This window comes from Microvirga sp., from assembly GCF_014699075.1.
GTDB lineage: Bacteria > Pseudomonadota > Alphaproteobacteria > Rhizobiales > Beijerinckiaceae > Microvirga.
In genome coordinates, this window is sequence record NZ_JACXAB010000088.1 from 1 (window position 1) to 15,199 (window position 15,199).

A 15,199-nucleotide genomic window follows, 5' to 3' on the forward strand; every position below is an offset into this window, starting at 1 on the left:
TTGGCCTTGGCTTCTTCATCGCTGGCATTTCTCCAGAGAAGCCGTGAGGAGGCACGGCACCCACGCAGGCACAAGCGGGATCGAGAGGCAGCAGCACGGAATGAGACCAGGGCGATCTGGAGCAGTAGCGGCCGTGCCCCTCGTAAGCAGGCTCATTCGGCGCCCGAGGTGGTTACCAGACCGTTAATGGATTGTAGTATGACACAGGGTGGCAGTGTGGATGCGTGGTAGCAGTCCGTTAACCATGTTGCCGCGACGATGGTCTGGCTGATCGGCTGGGTTTTGGATCAGACCTCACCTCCACAGCAGACAGAGCGCGGATGGATCGTCTTGATCTGCTTTGGGGATATGAGCGTTCAGTGCAGTAACTGTCTCGTAACCACAACTCCAATCGCACTTGATCGAAAGCGCAGGCACGGCGTTGGCCCTGTGCCTGAACGAGAGAGAACTGCCCATGACCATTCTCGATCCAATCACCGGAAACCTCGTCACCATCGATACATTGAGCCGACCCCACCGGTAGGTGCTCCAGAGATCTGGAAACTGATGAAATGATCCTCAGCACGCCGGGTTGTTGGGAACTGGCCCGCAGTCTCAATCAGCTGCCCGAAATTACAGTCTGGACACAAGAAGCCTGCGGTGGGCTAGACAAAGAGCTGTTCTTCAGCGCCTGACAGCGGTGTAGGGCAGCAGGCGCACGAATACATCGTGAACTGTTCGGTCGCACTCACACGAAGCTTCTCTGAGAGCAGTTGGGTCCGTGATGGTGATGCCACTGCGCTTGAGACGCGTCCAGGCTACGAGGGCCTTCATCGGCTGATAGACTATGCGGCCACCCGGCTGAGGGACGAGTCGCTCGAGGACCCCACCTGGGCCGCGATTGAGTGCGTCGTCAGCCAGCCTGATGCCACACAGTGGCTTGGGGACAACAGGCCGGAGATCGCGTTGATGCTTCAGCGCCGGCAACCCAACCTGTTGACCGGCGACGAGAGCTGGCATGCTGCGGCCTCACTCTCAACCCTAGCAGAGAGGTCCATCAATGCATCACTTCGGAGCCCTGGAGCTCGAAATCCAGCCCGGAACACCGGACAACCCGGCAGGCGTGAAGATCGCCCTTCTCCGCTACACCCGCGGCGAGGATGGACGCCTGTTCATCACGCCAGAGTGCACGTCCTTCGAAGAGATCGAAGGGCAGATCAATTCGCTTCAGGACGAGTTGGACGAGATCCGCGAGAGAGCTCAGCGTGCGTTCTAAGTAACCTGAAATCAAGCTTTAACGATCTTCATACTCCCCCTTCATACTCCCTTGAAGCTGCGGGCTACCCCTTCGGGCGAGAGCCCGGCTCCGGTGAGGAGCGTACACTCAGCGAAAGACCTCGTAGGGGAGGCCGCCGAATGAGGGTCATAGTTTCCGCTTGTACCAACGAGGCATTCTCGTACGGCCTCATGCCGCTGGCGCACCTGAACCTCAGACCGCCGATTATTGCGGTGAACGATAACAACGCTCTGTTCAGCCCGCCGAGACGTGTACGCCCCGTTCACGGCAAAGGGGCAGCGTACGGCCGCGCCGCGTTGATCATTGCCGTGCTTGCCGTCGTCGCAGGCATCATGGCACTGATTCTGCTTCAAGGGATTGTCGATCCCGCCATAACGGCCAGTGAGGAGAAGCCTGAGATTATCCGCAGCAGCCCAACCGCCCCTACCCTTCTCCAGCCGCAGGGGAATGGCTGAGATGGCCATCATGAGTAGCTTGCAGGCCGCACGATCAGTCAAGCTCATGAAAAGGCCCCGTCGGGATTGGTCTGAACGGGGCTGAAGTCTACGGAGGCTTGGTGCAAGGAGAGCACTGGGGCTGTGGAACGCCTCCGCCACGGGACAACTCTGAAGGCTCGGGAATATTGCGCTACAATGCCGGAGCACGGTGGCGCTGAGGCATGATCCAGGAGGGGCGCATGGGTGAGTGGAAAACAGTCTATGAGGATGAGGTTGAGGAGCGCTGGGTCACACTCAGAGTTTACGAGAGTGAGAATGACGAGGACGGGGATGACGGCCCGGTCATGCGCGTCACAGTGGCACCTATTGCCGATGAACTAGGGAAACCGGAGCAGAGGGGCAACGAGCCGAAGCCTGTTGCCGATGCAGAGGACAACTCCATCACCATTGATCCTGACGCGGTTGAGGATCTCGAAGAGGAGTTGATTGAAATGGGCTTCAGCGCTGTGGCGGCGGCCTGGATCGTCAGCAAGGTTCCCGTCTGACCAGTCCGGCAGCCGTAAACAAGGGGTAAATGCTCTCCGTCCGTTCCATGCTCATTGCGCATGGCAGGGGCGACCACTTTCAGGTTTGTCGTGAGCCGGGTGCGCTGTAGATGACCCCTCCTCCGCCACGGCCTCCCTGTGGCGGGGTTCCTCCCTAAACTCGGCCACCCTTCAGGTGGCCCTTTTTCTTGCTGCCCCAGCGCGGCGCCTTTGCGCGTGGGCTGGATCATCATTGAGGTTGCGTCATGTTTTTATCAGTTATTCTGTCAGGCCTGCGTCGCTGGCTGCGCGCTCGTGAGACGGCACGGCAGTTGAATACTCTCTCGGACCGTGAGCTATCCGACATCGGCATTGCCAGGCATGACATCGCGCAGGTTACGCGCCAGGGCCGCTGAAGCCTGAGCTGAGGGCCGCTGCAGCGGACGAGCGTGGGTGAGGCGACAAGGACGGCAGTGCATCCGTGCTCGTCCTTGTCCCTCGGGCCAAGCAGCCACAGGGTTCACGTAGAGCGGCTCGATGACAGCTCAATGACGCGTCAGTGACTGATCTTTGGCGGCAACCATTCGTCGGATCCCGCTTTGACCTGCCTCTTCGGATCGACCCGGCCTTCAGCAGCAGACACTCACTTGAACGGGCGCGGCTTATCCTTCTGGCTCTTATACGAGTGAAGATGCTGCTCTTCTGAAGGCGCATGCAGTGCAAGCTGCTGCCTACGGATTGTTTACCCTGGCTGAGACAGGATGGGTGAAGCGGGCGCGTGGCGTATCAGCCCGAACAGATACTCCGGTCCCGTTGGTGAATGGCATTGGGGTTGTTGGAGGGCTTCCTCTCCGCTGATGCCCTGGCTGAGGGTTTCAGACAGCACCCTCAGCCAGGGCCGCCCAGAATGAGCCACAGATAGTGATCTTTGCTGGCCAAGAGGAGAATGCCGTGGCCCGCTACTACTTTGACATTCATGACGGCGCACAGAGTGCGGGCGATGACGAAGGCGCTGAATTCGACAACCCGGACGCTGCCGTTCAGGCGGCGGCCCGCTCAGCGGCTGAGATTGGAACAGGCCGTCTTACAAGGGGCAATACCAGTGATGTTGTCATCGAGGTGCGAGACGAAGGTGGCCAGCGGGTCTGCACCGTCAGAGCTTCGATGACGATTGAGCGGTGTCTCCCTTGGCCTCACAATCCGCATCCCTGGAGCGCATAGTTCCACATGCCAGCACGGACCAAACCGAACCCGGCACAGGGCCGGGTTCTCTCGGTGACAGTCACGAGCATCAGACAGGCTCCGGATCACTGTCTCCCCACACCTGCCCTGCTGGGAGGCGTAACACTTCCCAGACAGGGTCTCAGGCGCCCCAAGCCAGAGGTCTGCAGGCCCCCTCGGCAGGGGCGTTGGACTGCTCGACGGAACAGAACCGCTTTACACAACATTCGAGCGAACTTCTTGCGGGCTATTGACCTTCACCACAGCGGCCTTCATCACCGCCGGCCATGATGCACCACCCGTTCGATCTCCTCGCCGCCAGCGCCGACTGCTCCCGCTGGATCAAGTGCTGTTTCCAGTTCCTCCGGGGCTGCAGCAAACCGTTTGCTTTCCCGCTTTGAAGGGAGAGCAAAGTGCGCCAGCACGGCGAGCAGAGCCATGCTGGGCATCACCGTCGCAAGCGCCGTCAGGGGATCGCTGAAGAGCAGGGCTGCGACTGCAGTGCCAGAGAGTCCAACCCCAATCTGCAGAAAGCCGGCCAGAGCCGAGGCCGCTCCGGCAACCTTTGGAAAGCCCGCCAGGGCCGCCGTGGTAGCCCCTGGGATCACCAGCGCGCTGCCGAAGGCCCAGATCAACACAGGACCCATGGCCGTGTACAAGGAGAGCGGCAGAAGCCGCAGACCAAGGCCAAACCCCACCGCGGAGATAGCGACAAGTGTCAGTCCGATTGGGACCAGGCGCCTGGCCTCAACCCGACGCAGCAGCCGGCCCGTGACCGCCGCCCCAAGAGCATAGGAGCCGGTCTGCATCAGCATCACCAGGCCGAACTGGGTTGGTGTCAGGCCGATCTTCTCCATCAGCACGAAGGGCAGGATGACGGCCATGGTATAGAACGCGCCGACAGCGCATCCGAGGACGAGACTGCCCCGCATGAAGCCTGTGTCCTTGAGGAGCATGGCGTAATTCCGCAGGACCTGACCCGGATAGGCCTGTGTAGGATCAGGAGCGGCATTGGTCTCGACACACCACAATCCAATCACCAGCAGCGCGACGATGCCGTAGACCACCATGACGACAAAGATTGAATGCCAGCCGAGGGTGCTCAGGAGCACGCCGCCGATGGTCGGCGACACCGCTGGTCCCACGGCAAGCATCAGGCCGATCAGGTTCATGATGCGCGCTGAGCTCTGGCCGGTGAACTGGTCGCGCACGATCGCCCGCGAGATCGCCACCCCCGCAGCCACACCGATGCCCTGAAGGGCTCGCCCGATCAGGAGCCACGTGATCGAGGGCGAGAAGACCGCGATGACACTGCCCAAGACGTAGACGGAGAAGAAACCAAGGGCAACCGGCCGCCGGCCGAAGGCATCAGACAGAGGCCCGCAGACCAGCTGGGCAAAGGCAAAGCCGAACAGATAGACGGCCAAGGACATCTTGACTGCCGCCGGCGTGGTCTGAAGCACCTCGACGAGCGTGGGCATCGCCGGTGTGTAAAGCGCCATGCTAACAGAGCCGAGGGCCACGATAAGAGCCCCGATCACAGCAGTGCGGGTCTCGGACATAAGCGGCTTCATTCCTGCCCCCTCCCCAATTCGCTGCCGGCAATGTTCGACCGCATGCGCTTCAGCAGGGTTCGAAGCCTCTCGACTTCTTCGGGAGCAAAGTCCTGCAGAGCCCCCTCCTGAACTTTCCTGGTGATCCCAAGAACCTGCTTGAGGGTCGGCTGTGCGTCAGGGGCAAGCTGAACGATCTTGGCGCGCCGATCCGTTGGATCCGGCTCCCGCGTGACAAGGCCCCGGCCTTCCAATCTGTCGAGGAAAGTGACGAGTGTCATGGGCTCGACATTCATCTGCGCCGCGAGTGCAATCTGGCGGGAGGCTGGATAGAGGCTGACATAGGCCAAGGTGCGGGCTTCGCCCGCCGTCAGTCCAAGGCCCGCACCGTCAAGGGCTCGATCGATCTGAATGCGCAGGAGCCGTGCGGCGTCAACCAGAAGGAGGCCGATGGTTTCTTCAGGCGGTTTAGTAAGCATGCCTTATTATTAGTAATACTTACGAAATTGAGAAGGCTGTTAGCGCACAAGCCTGATCTGCGCCAACAGCATGCTGGAATTCTAGAATGGACCGAGCGCCTAGGAGCAGGTTCTGCGTCCCGGAATGGGCACCTAATGACGTGTCCGAAGACTAGCAGGCCCCGCATGGTGCTCTATGTGCCCGCGGGATGATGAGCAGGAGCACGCGATGTCGGATCATGTCTACAAGATGGTTGAACTTGTTGGTTCCTCTGAGACCAGCATCGAGGATGCCATCCAGACTGCGATCAAGCGGGCCAGCCAGACGCTGAGAAATCTGCACTGGTTCGAAGTCGTCCAGACCCGCGGCCACATCGAGAACGGCGAGGTCCGGCACTATCAGGTTGTGCTCAAGGCTGGCTTTACCTTGGAAGATGAAGCTCCATAATCCAAGCGCGAGACCATGCATGGCGTGCAGGGGTCAATTGCGTCCCGCCAGAGCATCACCTTCAGCCCATCGCCTGTTCTCAAGGCGCGTGTAAAAGCAGCAGCGAGAAACCCCGCCCAGGGTCAGCGCTGAGCGGGGTTCTGTCTTTGGAGGCTGGATACGCAACTCAGCCTGTTGCGGCTTTAGCTGCGAATCGTAAATTGCAGGCCAATCGCGAGGGGTGAGGTGAAGAAGGCATCAGAATACCGCCAGCATGCCGAGGAATGTCGTATTCTGGCCAAGCAGGTTCCGGACGGCGTTCAGCGCGACCAGCTGCTGGAGATGGCCAAGACTTGGGATGCTTTGGCTGAGGACCGGGACAGGCTGGCTCAGAACCATCCCGAGTTGAAGGTCCCAAATAACAACAATGGTACGGAAAGCACGACATAGACATGGCCTACAGACTCTCTCGGCTTGCTCCTGGCAGCTATGATGTCCTGCTCAATGGGGTGATTATCGCCAGCCTAGTGCGCAGCGGCGACACTGACAACGCAACCTGGACGGGGGAGCTTCTGGTCGACCTGCGTCCAGCGGAAAGGCCTGCTCCCTTCACAGAAATGGAGCATACGTTCGGCAGCCTGGAGGAGGCCCGGCACTGGCTTGGCGATGCTGAGATCCGTGATGCAGACATCCAGAGCAAGATCTAAGGACCTTTATTGATGCTGATCCATTCAGGCAAGCGGACGCCTCTGACCAGGAGCAGGCAAGAAGACCGGGATGCGGCGCGCGAGGCCTATCTGCTTGAACATGCCCCTGGGTTGAAGGAGCACTATGCAGCCCAGCAACGGGCGTTCCGTCAGATCGACGCGGATGCACAAGCCCACCATCCTGATCCAACCTCGGACGACATCGCTACAGCCCTTGCTGCGGAGGCCGCCTTTCCCTACCAGAAGAGAACAGAGGCTCAACTGCGTCGCAACTTTGAGCCTTTGGCCGCGCATCTGCCGCAGGACATCGGGAGCAGGCGCAAACGGTTCGTCCAACGGGAGCAGCGGGCGTGGAACAGAGCCAATCCCGGACCCCTAACAGATGAACTGCAGCGGGCTCTCACGGCGGAGTTCGTGAAGACGAACGCCAAAGCTGCCCGGGCATAGACTGCTCCGCACCCTGCCCTTGCTGACGCTGGCGGGGATGTGGTTCCGGGTGGATCCTGATCCCCGTGAGGATGTACACACCGGTCTCGACTTCCAGCATTCTACTGCTAAGATTTCCCCTCACCTGGGTGGTGCTGCAACAGAGGGAAGAGTTTCGTGGCGACAGGAACGGTGAAGTGGTTCAACGAGACCAAGGGCTATGGCTTCATTCAGCCGGACAACGGCGGCAAGGATGTGTTCGTGCACGTCAGTGCGCTTGAACGCTCCGGGCTGCGTGGTCTGGCGGAAGGCCAGAAGGTCACCTACGAGGTTGAGGCGGACCGCCGCTCCGGCAAAGAGTCTGCCGTTAATCTAAAGACCGCCTGATCAAGGCAGCGCGGGATAATCCGCTAAGCCGCCCGCTGGGGCGGTCTCGTCATCGTCTCACGACTTTGAATGCTCCTTGGAGCGTGTCAGCGCCGAGGGCGCAGTGAGCGGGCGAGTTCCCGGATGACACTGTCCTCAATGGCAAGGTCGTCGGTGTCGTCCTCATCCTCTGAGCCCACCTCGGAGGGCGCCGAAGCCCTCGGTTGAGGAGCAATCTGTTCCTCGGCTCGGGCAGGCTGCCCGCCTGACCGTTTGTCCAGGGTATCCAGCAGGCTGTTGAGAGCATCGTTGGAGGCCTCCACCTCAGGAACAGCAGGCAGGCCCGTCACGGCAATGGAGCGGGTGTGGTAGCCTGGTTCTGCGGTGACCTCCGGACCGAACCAGGCCAGCGGCTGAAACCGGCGCGCCTGCTCGTCGTGCTCGAACGATACCACGATCACATCAAGTGGCCCTGGGGAAATGAAGCGGAGGATCGTGGCTCTCTGCTCCCCAATGCTCAGGTTGATACTCAGGTAGTCGGCCCGTCCAGCGGTCAGTTCGAGCAGGGCTTCAGCGTGAGTCACCGGAATGTCCGTAGCTTCCTCGCCAGGACCCTTCGGTCCGTTCGTGACCAGGATGAGATGCGCTGTGGTCCCCTCCACCTGTACGTGCGTACCTCGCTCAGTACGATCTGGGAAGTAGCCCTGCTGGATGTGGTGACCTCCCCTCTCCTTCTCGATCAGCCGAGCCAGGGAGGAGGCGAGCAGAAAGATGCGGGTGGTGCTCATCAGATATGGCTTTCCACAGAGAGGGCCGATCTAAGGATCAGCCTGGCTGACGCGAGGTTTAAGCTAACAGCTGAAAGGGAAAGGTGGTTCGCCAGCATGTCCCAGTTAGAAAGACAAGGTTATTCCACCTTGCGGCAGGGCAGAACCATGGAAGCGCCCACGCCAACAATCATCGAGTGTTCACTGGGCCCTTGATCCAGAAGGCCTCACAAATTTGCGGTGCTGCTGTTGAAATTGTTGCAATGCAGCAGGTGGGCAGCAACCTGGCACGCCATGCACAACAAACATAACCGCGAGAAATACTCGCCCGTTTGCTCTGGAACTGGCCATCTTCTGAGCAGAAAGCCCGTTGAGCAGGCACAACCTGCGGCAAACGACAAAGGCAGCGTTTCGAGCATAGCAGACCTGATTGAACTTATGGTGCACTGCACAGTTTGTCCGCCATGAAGCTCTCACTCCACGACCTCCTGACTGGATCCCACCCGGACCAAGTCACTCATAACCATCCACCTACCCCGATCCGTGCCCGCATCATCAAACCCGGAAGCAACAAGAGACGGCTCTCACTGGCTCTGCAAGGCGGAGGCTCCTTCGGCGCGTTCACCTGGGGGGTCCTCGACCGTCTGCTGGATGAAGGTGACCTCGTACTCGATGCTGTGAGTGGTGCAAGCGCGGGAGCCGTAAATGCTGTTCTCCTGGCTTCCGGTCTGTCTGAGGGAGGCCGGAGATCTGCACAAGAGAGCTTGGAACGCTTCTGGAAGCGCGCGAGCGACGCCGCTCCCACGGCCCAGTCCGGTCCAGCCCTGGCCATGGCAACCAGTGTCCTGTCCCCCTACCAGTTCAACCCCTTCAATCTGAACCCGCTCAGATCGCTCCTGGCCAGCGAGATCGACTTCGATGCTCTGCGGGCCAACCCCAGCTTGCGGCTGCTCATCGGAGCAACCCGTGTGCGAGACGGCAAACTGCACATCTTCCGGGAGAAAGCTTTGACGCTCGATGCTGTTCTAGCATCCGCCTGCCTGCCGGTGATTCATCATGCCGTTACCATTGATGGAGAGGTATATTGGGATGGCGGGTACTCGGCCAACCCGCCGCTGATCCCGCTCGTCGCTGCTTCGCGAGCCTCCGAAGCGCTGATTGTGCAGATCATGCCAACGGTTGGAGCGGAGATGCCAACAAGCGCCTCAGAGATCGCCAAGCGCATGGAACAGATTACGTTCAACAGTTCGCTGTTGCGGGACATGGACGCTCTTGCTGCCATGAGGACGCTGTCCAGTGCTGAGGCAGGAGGATCGAACCTGTCACGCAAGCTCCAGAAGCTTCGTCTGCACCACATCGCGGCGGAGACGCAGTACCCGATGCTGAGTCAGTCGAGCGCACTCAATCTGGACTGGCAGTTCTTACTCGAGCTTAGAGATGCGGGGCGGGCAGCGGCGGATCAATGGTTGTCGGGGACGGCAGATGGGTCCGTCAGCCTCGCCGCGGCTGCGGAGCAAAGCCAATTCCCGGATGACCGCATCCTCAATGCCCGACCATCGAATACTTGATCCGCATCGGCTCTTGGTCTCAACTCAAGCGCGTGCGGCTATCGAGGGCTGTCACCCCCCATCCGTCCGACCCTTGGCTTGGTGCGGCAGCGACGGGGTTACAAGCCTGTTCTCTGAAAGGTGGAGCAGGTTGTTGAGAACCGCATTCGTGAGATCAACGGGTGCCTCTTTACTCGGAGGTGCCATCAACCCACAAAACGGCTGTCTTCAGCCAGGCGAGGGCCAGCCGGAGTGGCGTCCCTGTAGGTGTAAGGGAGAAGCCGCTCGAAGGTGCGTCGGACGGTGCCGTAACACTCGCAGGAGGTCGCTTCCAGGCCAGCACGATCTGTGACCGTGATCACGCCTCTCCGCTGCCTGATAAAACGTGATCCCTGAAGGGCGCGCGTAATGCTACTGACCGTAGAGCGCTGGACGCCGAGCATCTCCGATAGGAACTCATGAGTGAGAGGTACGGTGTCCCCTTCAAGCCGGTCGTGCATGCTAAGAATCCAGCGACAGCACCGCGCTTCGACGCTGTGGATTGCGTTGCACGCTACATTCTGCAGAACCCGTGACATCATGGCCTCGGTGAAGTGAAGCACCAACTGGCGCACTTTCGGGCGGCTGTTGATCACCTCATGCAGCTGATCAAGCTCAATCCGGGATGCAGTCCCGGATGCTTGCACAATGTAGCGTCCAAACGCCTTCCGGGTGGCGATCGCCCCGACGAGGCCAAGCACCCCCTCACAGCCATAGACTGCCATTTCCGCAGAGCGGCCGTCCTTCAGCACGGCGACAAGCGACACCACCGTGTCATGAGGAAAGTAGGCGTGACGGAGAGGCGCGCCGATCTCGTAGAGAACCTGATCCTGCTTCAGCACCACCCCCTGCAGGTGTGGCTCCAGGGCTGCGAAGTCGTCAAGCTCAAGAGCCGCAAGCAGCCGATTGACCCGGTGGTTGACCGTTGGAGCTGGAGCGGCAGCTTGGATGTGAGGTTTCATACTCCAAGATAGACCGGGGAGGTGTCCGAAGAAAGGGCAATAATTACACTGGAGTTAGTACCGGCTTGGGACCGGCTGCGGTGGCAAAGGTTACGTTGACGGACGGCACTGCCCCGCTGGGATGCGGCCGCCATGATCATGGCATGCCCTTCCATGATCCATCGTTGGTCAGCAAGACGTTACTTGGTGGCTGTGACGATCGGTGTGATCGGGCCCCCAAGCCACACCCAGGTGCTGCCGTCATCTCCCTCGCGCTTCACGTAGTGGTACCCGGTTTCTTGCCACGCCAGAACAGCATCTCTCTTGTTGTCGAGAACAAAATCCCCATGGCTCGTGTGAACCATCAACACCGCATGGCCCATGCCATGCTCACCAAGGACAACCGTCATCTGCAAGGCGCGCCGCGGCAGGCCGGCTTCGACGAGAAGCCTGCGCTTGAGCAACTGAATGTCCTCGCAGTCACCGAGCCCATCATCCGGACAGTTCCAGCGGTCCACCACACCCCAATGATCCTGATCCGTCACCGCCAGGATTGTGCGGTTCACGCGCTCGTTCACCTCCAGGATGGTCAGCCAGACATCCTGATTGAGGCTGAGGGCCACGGGCTCGGACGCGTCAACGGCACACTCCTGGGGCTGGTGCTCACAAAACTCGATCCATGCTGGCGTAGGGCCTGCTGGCCCTCCCGATACGACTGCTTCGGTTGATGAGGGCAGGATTGCGGACGCAGACGACAGGGGTTCTGCCGCAGCGGACCCAAAGAGTGCAAGACCCGCCCAAGCAGCCATGGCAAGACTAACAGAGCGCCACACCCAGAGAAGACCTCGGGTCTTCTGATTACAAGTACCTTTACTGCTGTCCTGGTGCATGCCCTGCTCACTTAGCTCTTGGCCTTGCCGATAATCCAAGGCCAATAGACATGCTTTGAAAACGGGCAGGGACATTCAGCGTGCTGAGCTTTTGCTCTTGCGGTGCAGGTTTGTTGTGCTTTTGCCTAAACACCACGCAAATCGTGAGCCATTTTGATCTAGGCGAAGCAGCCGACAGGCGTCAGAACCGGTCCGATCGGCGGGCGGGGACTGCCCTCAGATCCTGCGGGGAGCTGCCTTTCGGCCAACAAGGCCCCACGACCTCGTCAGCTGCAACGAGGAGGAGATGCCCACATCAAGCATGAACGGCCCGGCTGCTCCCGCTGCGGCCCGAGCCTTCGTCCGGCGCAGCGGGATGCCGTGACCCATGCCATCGATCAGGGACAGCTCAATGACCGTGTCACCCTTTCTGTCTCTCAAGGATCCAGGTTGTTATACGGCTAAATCAGGCCTCAGTTCCCGACCGCTGCAGGTCATAGCTCTGGCACCCCCAGGGCCTGGAAGGGACAGGTGCTTTATTGAGGCGAATGTGGTGCTTTAGGCCGGATGTAGCTGGAGCAACTCCCATAGTCGAAAGTGTCTTCTGCCGGACGGTTTCCTACCCGAGCCGACCGTTACAACGAAGGAACCGGCGGCACCATAAACAACAACATAGCCTTGGCTTGTGAGATCGCGCTCAACCTCATCGAGAGAGGCGAGCCACTGGCGGATGACGGTCATCATCGGAGTGTCCTCTGCTGGAGCACCAGCATAAATGCAAATCCCATGCCATCCGCGACCGGGCCTCTTCATCGCTCCAAACTCCTGTGCCGTTTGCACTCGCGGTGCCGTTGTCCTGCGACTTGGCCTGTGAGTTGTTCAATCACCGTGACGGCACAAGGTTGTATTCGGCGAAGCCCTTGCAGGTAAGATAGCCGCCGCATCCCTATGGAAATCAGGTCTCAGGAGTTTAGATGAGAACTGAGCGAGGCTGGAGGGAACACCATGCCTTATCTTGTCCGTTGGCAACTGATCGCTCCATCCAAGCATCCGCTGGATTGCGGGACCATTCAGGAGGTCTACGGCGACTATGGGGCTGCGGTTGCCGCAGTGCACGAGTTCCTCCGGCTCTATCCAGAAGTGCAGCGATGTGATCAGGAGGCATACTGGCTCGCCCGTCGGTCGGTTGATGCAGACCTTACTGTCTGGGTCTGGATCGAGCAGCAGCGTGACCTTGAGGCATTGAATGCAGACAAGGCTTTGACGTTGCAATCAACCAATTCAGGCTTGGGGCCCGCGTCAGTGATGATGTGAGGCGGAAAACCCGTGTCTCACCGGTGAACGGCTGGAGTGGGTTTAGCGACATTTATCGTTCCCGCCTCTTATGCCTTCCCGATCTCATGATGTCTGACGATGATCTCCGCACCTTGTTCATTCCTGATGACGTAAAGGGTTGTTCCATGATCCAGGACAGGAAGGATGCGGACGATCTCGCAGATGCCCCCTGCCCTCTCTTTTGGGCGGACAAATTGACCAACGGAAAATACATGCTGCACTGGACACTCCAGCCAGAGTTGGTGGGGTGGTGACAGATCCCGCGCGGTCGGCGGGTGGTTCTTGCTAACCTAAGAAAGGTGAAACGGCGTGCGGCTCTGCCGGCGTGCCCGATCAAGTTCGTGCATGCGAAACTCCAGGTCGTGCAGGTTGCGAGCCGTGCCAAGGTAGGCTGCATCACGTTCCTTGTCCGTCGGCAGGAACCTGCGCCTCAACTCCTTGAGCCGTTGTCTCAGGCCGCTGGAGGGAAATGCCATGGCACGTAAAGCAAGATTGAGAAAAGATGAAAAGATCAATATTCCGGCTCCTTATATGACTGTGGAGCCTTCTTGGTGTTTCCAGCCTGACCGTCTGCTTGTGCTTTGGCAGCAGGGATGCCATTACATTGAAGCTTTCTTGATTGTAGAATGGAGAGCGGCTCATCTTCGCGGAATGCGAGGACCCCTGCGTTCGATCACCACCTCGGTTCGCCGCTGGTGAACATAACCAGATCCTGTGGGGCGCACGTTTGTCTGTGTCGCGGCCTTCAACACTTCCGACCGAACCTCGTCCTCAGGCAAGCCCATCAACTGCGCTGCGATCTCAATTTGCCCCTCGATCTGCTCCGTCAGCCCCTGAGCGGCGGCGATGGCCTCGATCAGGGCGGGAGGATCGTAGCGGGTTCTGCGGCGGCTCCAGTCGGCAGGAGGTGTTTGCTTGTGACCCATCTGACCACTTCCCTTCTCTCAGCAGGTCAACGTTTGAGAAGCGATATTGTGCGATGCACAATTGCCGCATACGTTCGAAAAAGGCGATGCAATTCGCGCATAGGGTTGCCGCCTGAGATCATCATCAGAAACATCTGTGTAAAGCAGCAGCTCGGCACCTGCGCGAACTCTGTGCAATCCTCCCGTGAGCACACTTCGTTCCTAAAGTGTTCAGGATTGCCGCAAGATCTCGTTCTCAGCGAGCAACTGCCCCTCCCGGTCGAACTTCTGCCAGCCACTGCTTTGCTCGCCTGCAGCCGTCATCAGGTGAAAGCTCTTGTAGCATGCGATCAGACACCTGGAGGCGTCATATTCGTCGTGCTCCCAGAAGACAGTTGTGGTCGCCCCTCCGTGGGTTCGGGATCGGACCGCCACAAGAGTGTGGGACAGAGGAATCCGGTAGATTGCCTCGAAGTTAGGCACGTCATCCAACAGATCGCTCGAGCTGACAGGCGTAGCCCGGGCCCGGTCAGGCGTTATTCGTGTTCTCATGCCAGATCTCCACACGGGTTTAGGCCGGCGTCCCTCCAATCTGGCATTTTTGCTGCAGCGCAACAAGAGGCTCTCCCTGTGCCGCAACATCCAAGGAGCAGAGAAGGTCCCGCAGTGCCTTCTTGACGGTCTCAGCCGTTGCCAGCTTCTCCACCCATGGAAACTCGAGGAGATCAGCCGTTGGGCATCCATCAGAAGGCAGTGACGCATAGATTATGAAGGGGATGCCTCGAGTCTGAAGCTCACGGATGACCTCAATACAGAAGCCGTTGGAGACAGGGGGGTCTGCGACAGCCACTCGCAGGCCCTTTTGCCTGTTTTGAAAGGCCCGGCGACGTTGTACCAATTGGCATCCAGCGCGTCAGCGAGGTCGAAGCCAACTACGGGGTTCTCCTCAACAACCAGACAAAACACAGGACGCATTGGGCTCTGCATCCGTGCGCACGAGTCCTATGGCTGAGGCTCCTTCCTTGCTGAGAAGGCAAGAAGTGGTGAGGCGCCCGCAGCCAGCAAATGGAACTGCCTTGCGAGTGACAGCGGCAGATTATGGACGTGCTTAGCCTGTTCCTTCCGCATCATGTGGATTATCTCGATCCCGCTGGGGATCACACGGGCCATGTCACGCTCCGGAAGCGAGCATGGCCCGAACGTGTTGCTTGATCCGAAGATGATCCTGCTCAATGGAATTGATCAGGGAGGCGCTTTGCCTGATTTGACCGGCTTCAGGTTGCGCCATGATCTGTCCTGTATTCGGTCTGTCCTATGACAGAACGGCGTTGTCATGTCTGGATGGCGCCCGTTTGGCAATGTGATTGTTGTTGACGTTTCGGCCTAGCGGGGCGGGTGCAG

The 15,199-nt window shown here is 59.4% G+C and carries 20 protein-coding genes; 12 read left to right on the top strand and 8 right to left on the bottom strand.

From position 1 onward, the window contains the following. Positions 1-1,039: 1,039 nt before the first annotated feature. The 5 genes from IC232_RS31135 to IC232_RS31155 all read left to right on the top strand — a co-directional run bounded on the left by IC232_RS31135 (position 1,040) and on the right by IC232_RS31155 (position 3,458). Positions 1,040-1,255, top strand: coding sequence for a hypothetical protein (locus IC232_RS31135; RefSeq protein WP_190848825.1), 216 nt, complete (start codon positions 1,040-1,042; stop codon positions 1,253-1,255). A 140-nt stretch (positions 1,256-1,395) separates the two neighbouring features. Further along, positions 1,396-1,731, top strand: coding sequence for a hypothetical protein (locus IC232_RS31140; RefSeq protein WP_190848826.1), 336 nt, complete (start codon positions 1,396-1,398; stop codon positions 1,729-1,731). A 221-nt stretch (positions 1,732-1,952) separates the two neighbouring features. Next, the gene (locus IC232_RS31145; RefSeq protein WP_190848827.1) at positions 1,953-2,258 is read left to right on the top strand and encodes a hypothetical protein; all 306 of its coding nucleotides are present in this window, start codon (positions 1,953-1,955) and stop codon (positions 2,256-2,258) included. 245 nt (positions 2,259-2,503) lie between these two features. Next, positions 2,504-2,653 carry a DUF1127 domain-containing protein gene (locus IC232_RS31150; RefSeq protein WP_190848828.1) on the top strand — a complete coding sequence of 50 codons (150 nt, stop codon included), beginning with the start codon at positions 2,504-2,506 and terminating at the stop codon, positions 2,651-2,653. 535 nt (positions 2,654-3,188) lie between these two features. Further along, positions 3,189-3,458 (top strand): DUF6894 family protein, encoded by a 270-nt coding sequence (locus IC232_RS31155; protein WP_190848829.1) that lies wholly within the window; start codon positions 3,189-3,191, stop codon positions 3,456-3,458. Between the two features lie 275 nt (positions 3,459-3,733). Here IC232_RS31155 and IC232_RS31160 read toward each other — a convergent pair whose 3' ends face one another. Further along, on the bottom strand, positions 3,734-5,032 hold the full coding sequence (locus IC232_RS31160; RefSeq protein ID WP_190848830.1) for a multidrug effflux MFS transporter: 1,299 nt from the start codon (positions 5,030-5,032) through the stop codon (positions 3,734-3,736). Beyond that, positions 5,029-5,490 carry a MarR family winged helix-turn-helix transcriptional regulator gene (locus IC232_RS31165; protein ID WP_190848831.1) on the bottom strand — a complete coding sequence of 154 codons (462 nt, stop codon included), beginning with the start codon at positions 5,488-5,490 and terminating at the stop codon, positions 5,029-5,031. The genes IC232_RS31160 and IC232_RS31165 overlap by 4 nt, the downstream gene beginning before the upstream one ends. 208 nt (positions 5,491-5,698) lie before the next feature. Here IC232_RS31165 and IC232_RS31170 point away from each other — a divergent pair, with 208 nt between their 5' ends. The 5 genes from IC232_RS31170 (at position 5,699) to IC232_RS31190 (ending at position 7,416) form a co-directional block, all read left to right on the top strand. Beyond that, complete coding sequence (locus tag IC232_RS31170; protein ID WP_190848832.1) at positions 5,699-5,917, top strand: dodecin; 219 nt, start codon at positions 5,699-5,701, stop codon at positions 5,915-5,917. 225 nt (positions 5,918-6,142) lie between these two features. Beyond that, a complete protein-coding gene (locus IC232_RS31175; protein WP_190848833.1) occupies positions 6,143-6,346 on the top strand; it encodes a hypothetical protein in 204 nt (67 codons plus the stop codon). 2 nt (positions 6,347-6,348) lie between these two features. After that, a complete protein-coding gene (locus IC232_RS31180; RefSeq protein WP_190848834.1) occupies positions 6,349-6,603 on the top strand; it encodes a hypothetical protein in 255 nt (84 codons plus the stop codon). 12 nt (positions 6,604-6,615) lie between these two features. Beyond that, positions 6,616-7,050 (top strand): hypothetical protein, encoded by a 435-nt coding sequence (locus tag IC232_RS31185; RefSeq protein WP_190848835.1) that lies wholly within the window; start codon positions 6,616-6,618, stop codon positions 7,048-7,050. Positions 7,051-7,206: 156 nt separating this feature from the next. Beyond that, the gene (locus IC232_RS31190) at positions 7,207-7,416 is read left to right on the top strand and encodes a cold-shock protein (RefSeq protein ID WP_190848836.1); all 210 of its coding nucleotides are present in this window, start codon (positions 7,207-7,209) and stop codon (positions 7,414-7,416) included. A gap of 86 nt (positions 7,417-7,502) precedes the next feature. Here the strand turns inward: IC232_RS31190 and IC232_RS31195 are convergent, their stop codons facing one another. After that, positions 7,503-8,183 (bottom strand): hypothetical protein, encoded by a 681-nt coding sequence (locus tag IC232_RS31195; protein WP_190848837.1) that lies wholly within the window; start codon positions 8,181-8,183, stop codon positions 7,503-7,505. A gap of 443 nt (positions 8,184-8,626) precedes the next feature. Between IC232_RS31195 and IC232_RS31200 the strand changes: the two genes are divergently transcribed. Next, complete coding sequence (locus IC232_RS31200; RefSeq protein WP_190848838.1) at positions 8,627-9,730, top strand: patatin-like phospholipase family protein; 1,104 nt, start codon at positions 8,627-8,629, stop codon at positions 9,728-9,730. 185 nt (positions 9,731-9,915) lie between these two features. On the opposite strand, the gene IC232_RS31205 is transcribed toward IC232_RS31200, so the two are convergent. Both IC232_RS31205 and IC232_RS31210 read right to left on the bottom strand, forming a co-directional pair. Continuing rightward, positions 9,916-10,710, bottom strand: a complete 795-nt coding sequence (locus IC232_RS31205; protein ID WP_190848839.1) for a Crp/Fnr family transcriptional regulator — start codon at positions 10,708-10,710, stop codon at positions 9,916-9,918. 179 nt (positions 10,711-10,889) lie between these two features. Continuing rightward, positions 10,890-11,654, bottom strand: a complete 765-nt coding sequence (locus IC232_RS31210) for a transglutaminase-like cysteine peptidase (RefSeq protein WP_312895272.1) — start codon at positions 11,652-11,654, stop codon at positions 10,890-10,892. A gap of 909 nt (positions 11,655-12,563) precedes the next feature. On the opposite strand from IC232_RS31210, the gene IC232_RS31215 reads away from it, so the two are divergent. After that, positions 12,564-12,872, top strand: coding sequence for a hypothetical protein (locus tag IC232_RS31215; RefSeq protein ID WP_190848840.1), 309 nt, complete (start codon positions 12,564-12,566; stop codon positions 12,870-12,872). Between the two features lie 311 nt (positions 12,873-13,183). On the opposite strand, the gene IC232_RS33545 is transcribed toward IC232_RS31215, so the two are convergent. The 3 genes from IC232_RS33545 to IC232_RS31230 all read right to left on the bottom strand — a co-directional run bounded on the left by IC232_RS33545 (position 13,184) and on the right by IC232_RS31230 (position 14,350). Next, entirely contained in the window at positions 13,184-13,369 is a 186-nt protein-coding gene (locus tag IC232_RS33545; protein WP_409565002.1) for a DUF3563 family protein, read from the bottom strand. Positions 13,370-13,531: 162 nt separating this feature from the next. After that, on the bottom strand, positions 13,532-13,819 hold the full coding sequence (locus IC232_RS31225; RefSeq protein WP_190848842.1) for a hypothetical protein: 288 nt from the start codon (positions 13,817-13,819) through the stop codon (positions 13,532-13,534). Between the two features lie 210 nt (positions 13,820-14,029). Then, on the bottom strand, positions 14,030-14,350 hold the full coding sequence (locus IC232_RS31230) for a hypothetical protein (RefSeq protein ID WP_190848843.1): 321 nt from the start codon (positions 14,348-14,350) through the stop codon (positions 14,030-14,032). Positions 14,351-15,199: the final 849 nt, after the last annotated feature.

What these genes read in the sequence shown, in the direction of transcription:
- IC232_RS31205 (WP_190848839.1), bottom strand. Translation starts at nt 10,710, where the DNA reads ATGAAACCTCACATCCAAGCTGCCGCTCCAGCTCCAACGGTCAACCAC.
- IC232_RS31195 (WP_190848837.1), bottom strand. Translation starts at nt 8,183, where the DNA reads ATGAGCACCACCCGCATCTTTCTGCTCGCCTCCTCCCTGGCTCGGCTG.
- IC232_RS31210 (WP_312895272.1), bottom strand. Translation starts at nt 11,654, where the DNA reads ATGTCCCTGCCCGTTTTCAAAGCATGTCTATTGGCCTTGGATTATCGG.
- IC232_RS31165 (WP_190848831.1), bottom strand. Translation starts at nt 5,490, where the DNA reads ATGCTTACTAAACCGCCTGAAGAAACCATCGGCCTCCTTCTGGTTGAC.
- IC232_RS31145 (WP_190848827.1), top strand. Translation starts at nt 1,953, where the DNA reads ATGGGTGAGTGGAAAACAGTCTATGAGGATGAGGTTGAGGAGCGCTGG.
- IC232_RS31180 (WP_190848834.1), top strand. Translation starts at nt 6,349, where the DNA reads ATGGCCTACAGACTCTCTCGGCTTGCTCCTGGCAGCTATGATGTCCTG.
- IC232_RS31170 (WP_190848832.1), top strand. Translation starts at nt 5,699, where the DNA reads ATGTCGGATCATGTCTACAAGATGGTTGAACTTGTTGGTTCCTCTGAG.
- IC232_RS31150 (WP_190848828.1), top strand. Translation starts at nt 2,504, where the DNA reads ATGTTTTTATCAGTTATTCTGTCAGGCCTGCGTCGCTGGCTGCGCGCT.
- IC232_RS31200 (WP_190848838.1), top strand. Translation starts at nt 8,627, where the DNA reads ATGAAGCTCTCACTCCACGACCTCCTGACTGGATCCCACCCGGACCAA.
- IC232_RS31140 (WP_190848826.1), top strand. Translation starts at nt 1,396, where the DNA reads ATGAGGGTCATAGTTTCCGCTTGTACCAACGAGGCATTCTCGTACGGC.
- IC232_RS33545 (WP_409565002.1), bottom strand. Translation starts at nt 13,369, where the DNA reads ATGGCATTTCCCTCCAGCGGCCTGAGACAACGGCTCAAGGAGTTGAGG.
- IC232_RS31230 (WP_190848843.1), bottom strand. Translation starts at nt 14,350, where the DNA reads ATGAGAACACGAATAACGCCTGACCGGGCCCGGGCTACGCCTGTCAGC.
- IC232_RS31215 (WP_190848840.1), top strand. Translation starts at nt 12,564, where the DNA reads ATGCCTTATCTTGTCCGTTGGCAACTGATCGCTCCATCCAAGCATCCG.
- IC232_RS31225 (WP_190848842.1), bottom strand. Translation starts at nt 13,819, where the DNA reads ATGGGTCACAAGCAAACACCTCCTGCCGACTGGAGCCGCCGCAGAACC.
- IC232_RS31160 (WP_190848830.1), bottom strand. Translation starts at nt 5,032, where the DNA reads ATGAAGCCGCTTATGTCCGAGACCCGCACTGCTGTGATCGGGGCTCTT.
- IC232_RS31135 (WP_190848825.1), top strand. Translation starts at nt 1,040, where the DNA reads ATGCATCACTTCGGAGCCCTGGAGCTCGAAATCCAGCCCGGAACACCG.
- IC232_RS31185 (WP_190848835.1), top strand. Translation starts at nt 6,616, where the DNA reads ATGCTGATCCATTCAGGCAAGCGGACGCCTCTGACCAGGAGCAGGCAA.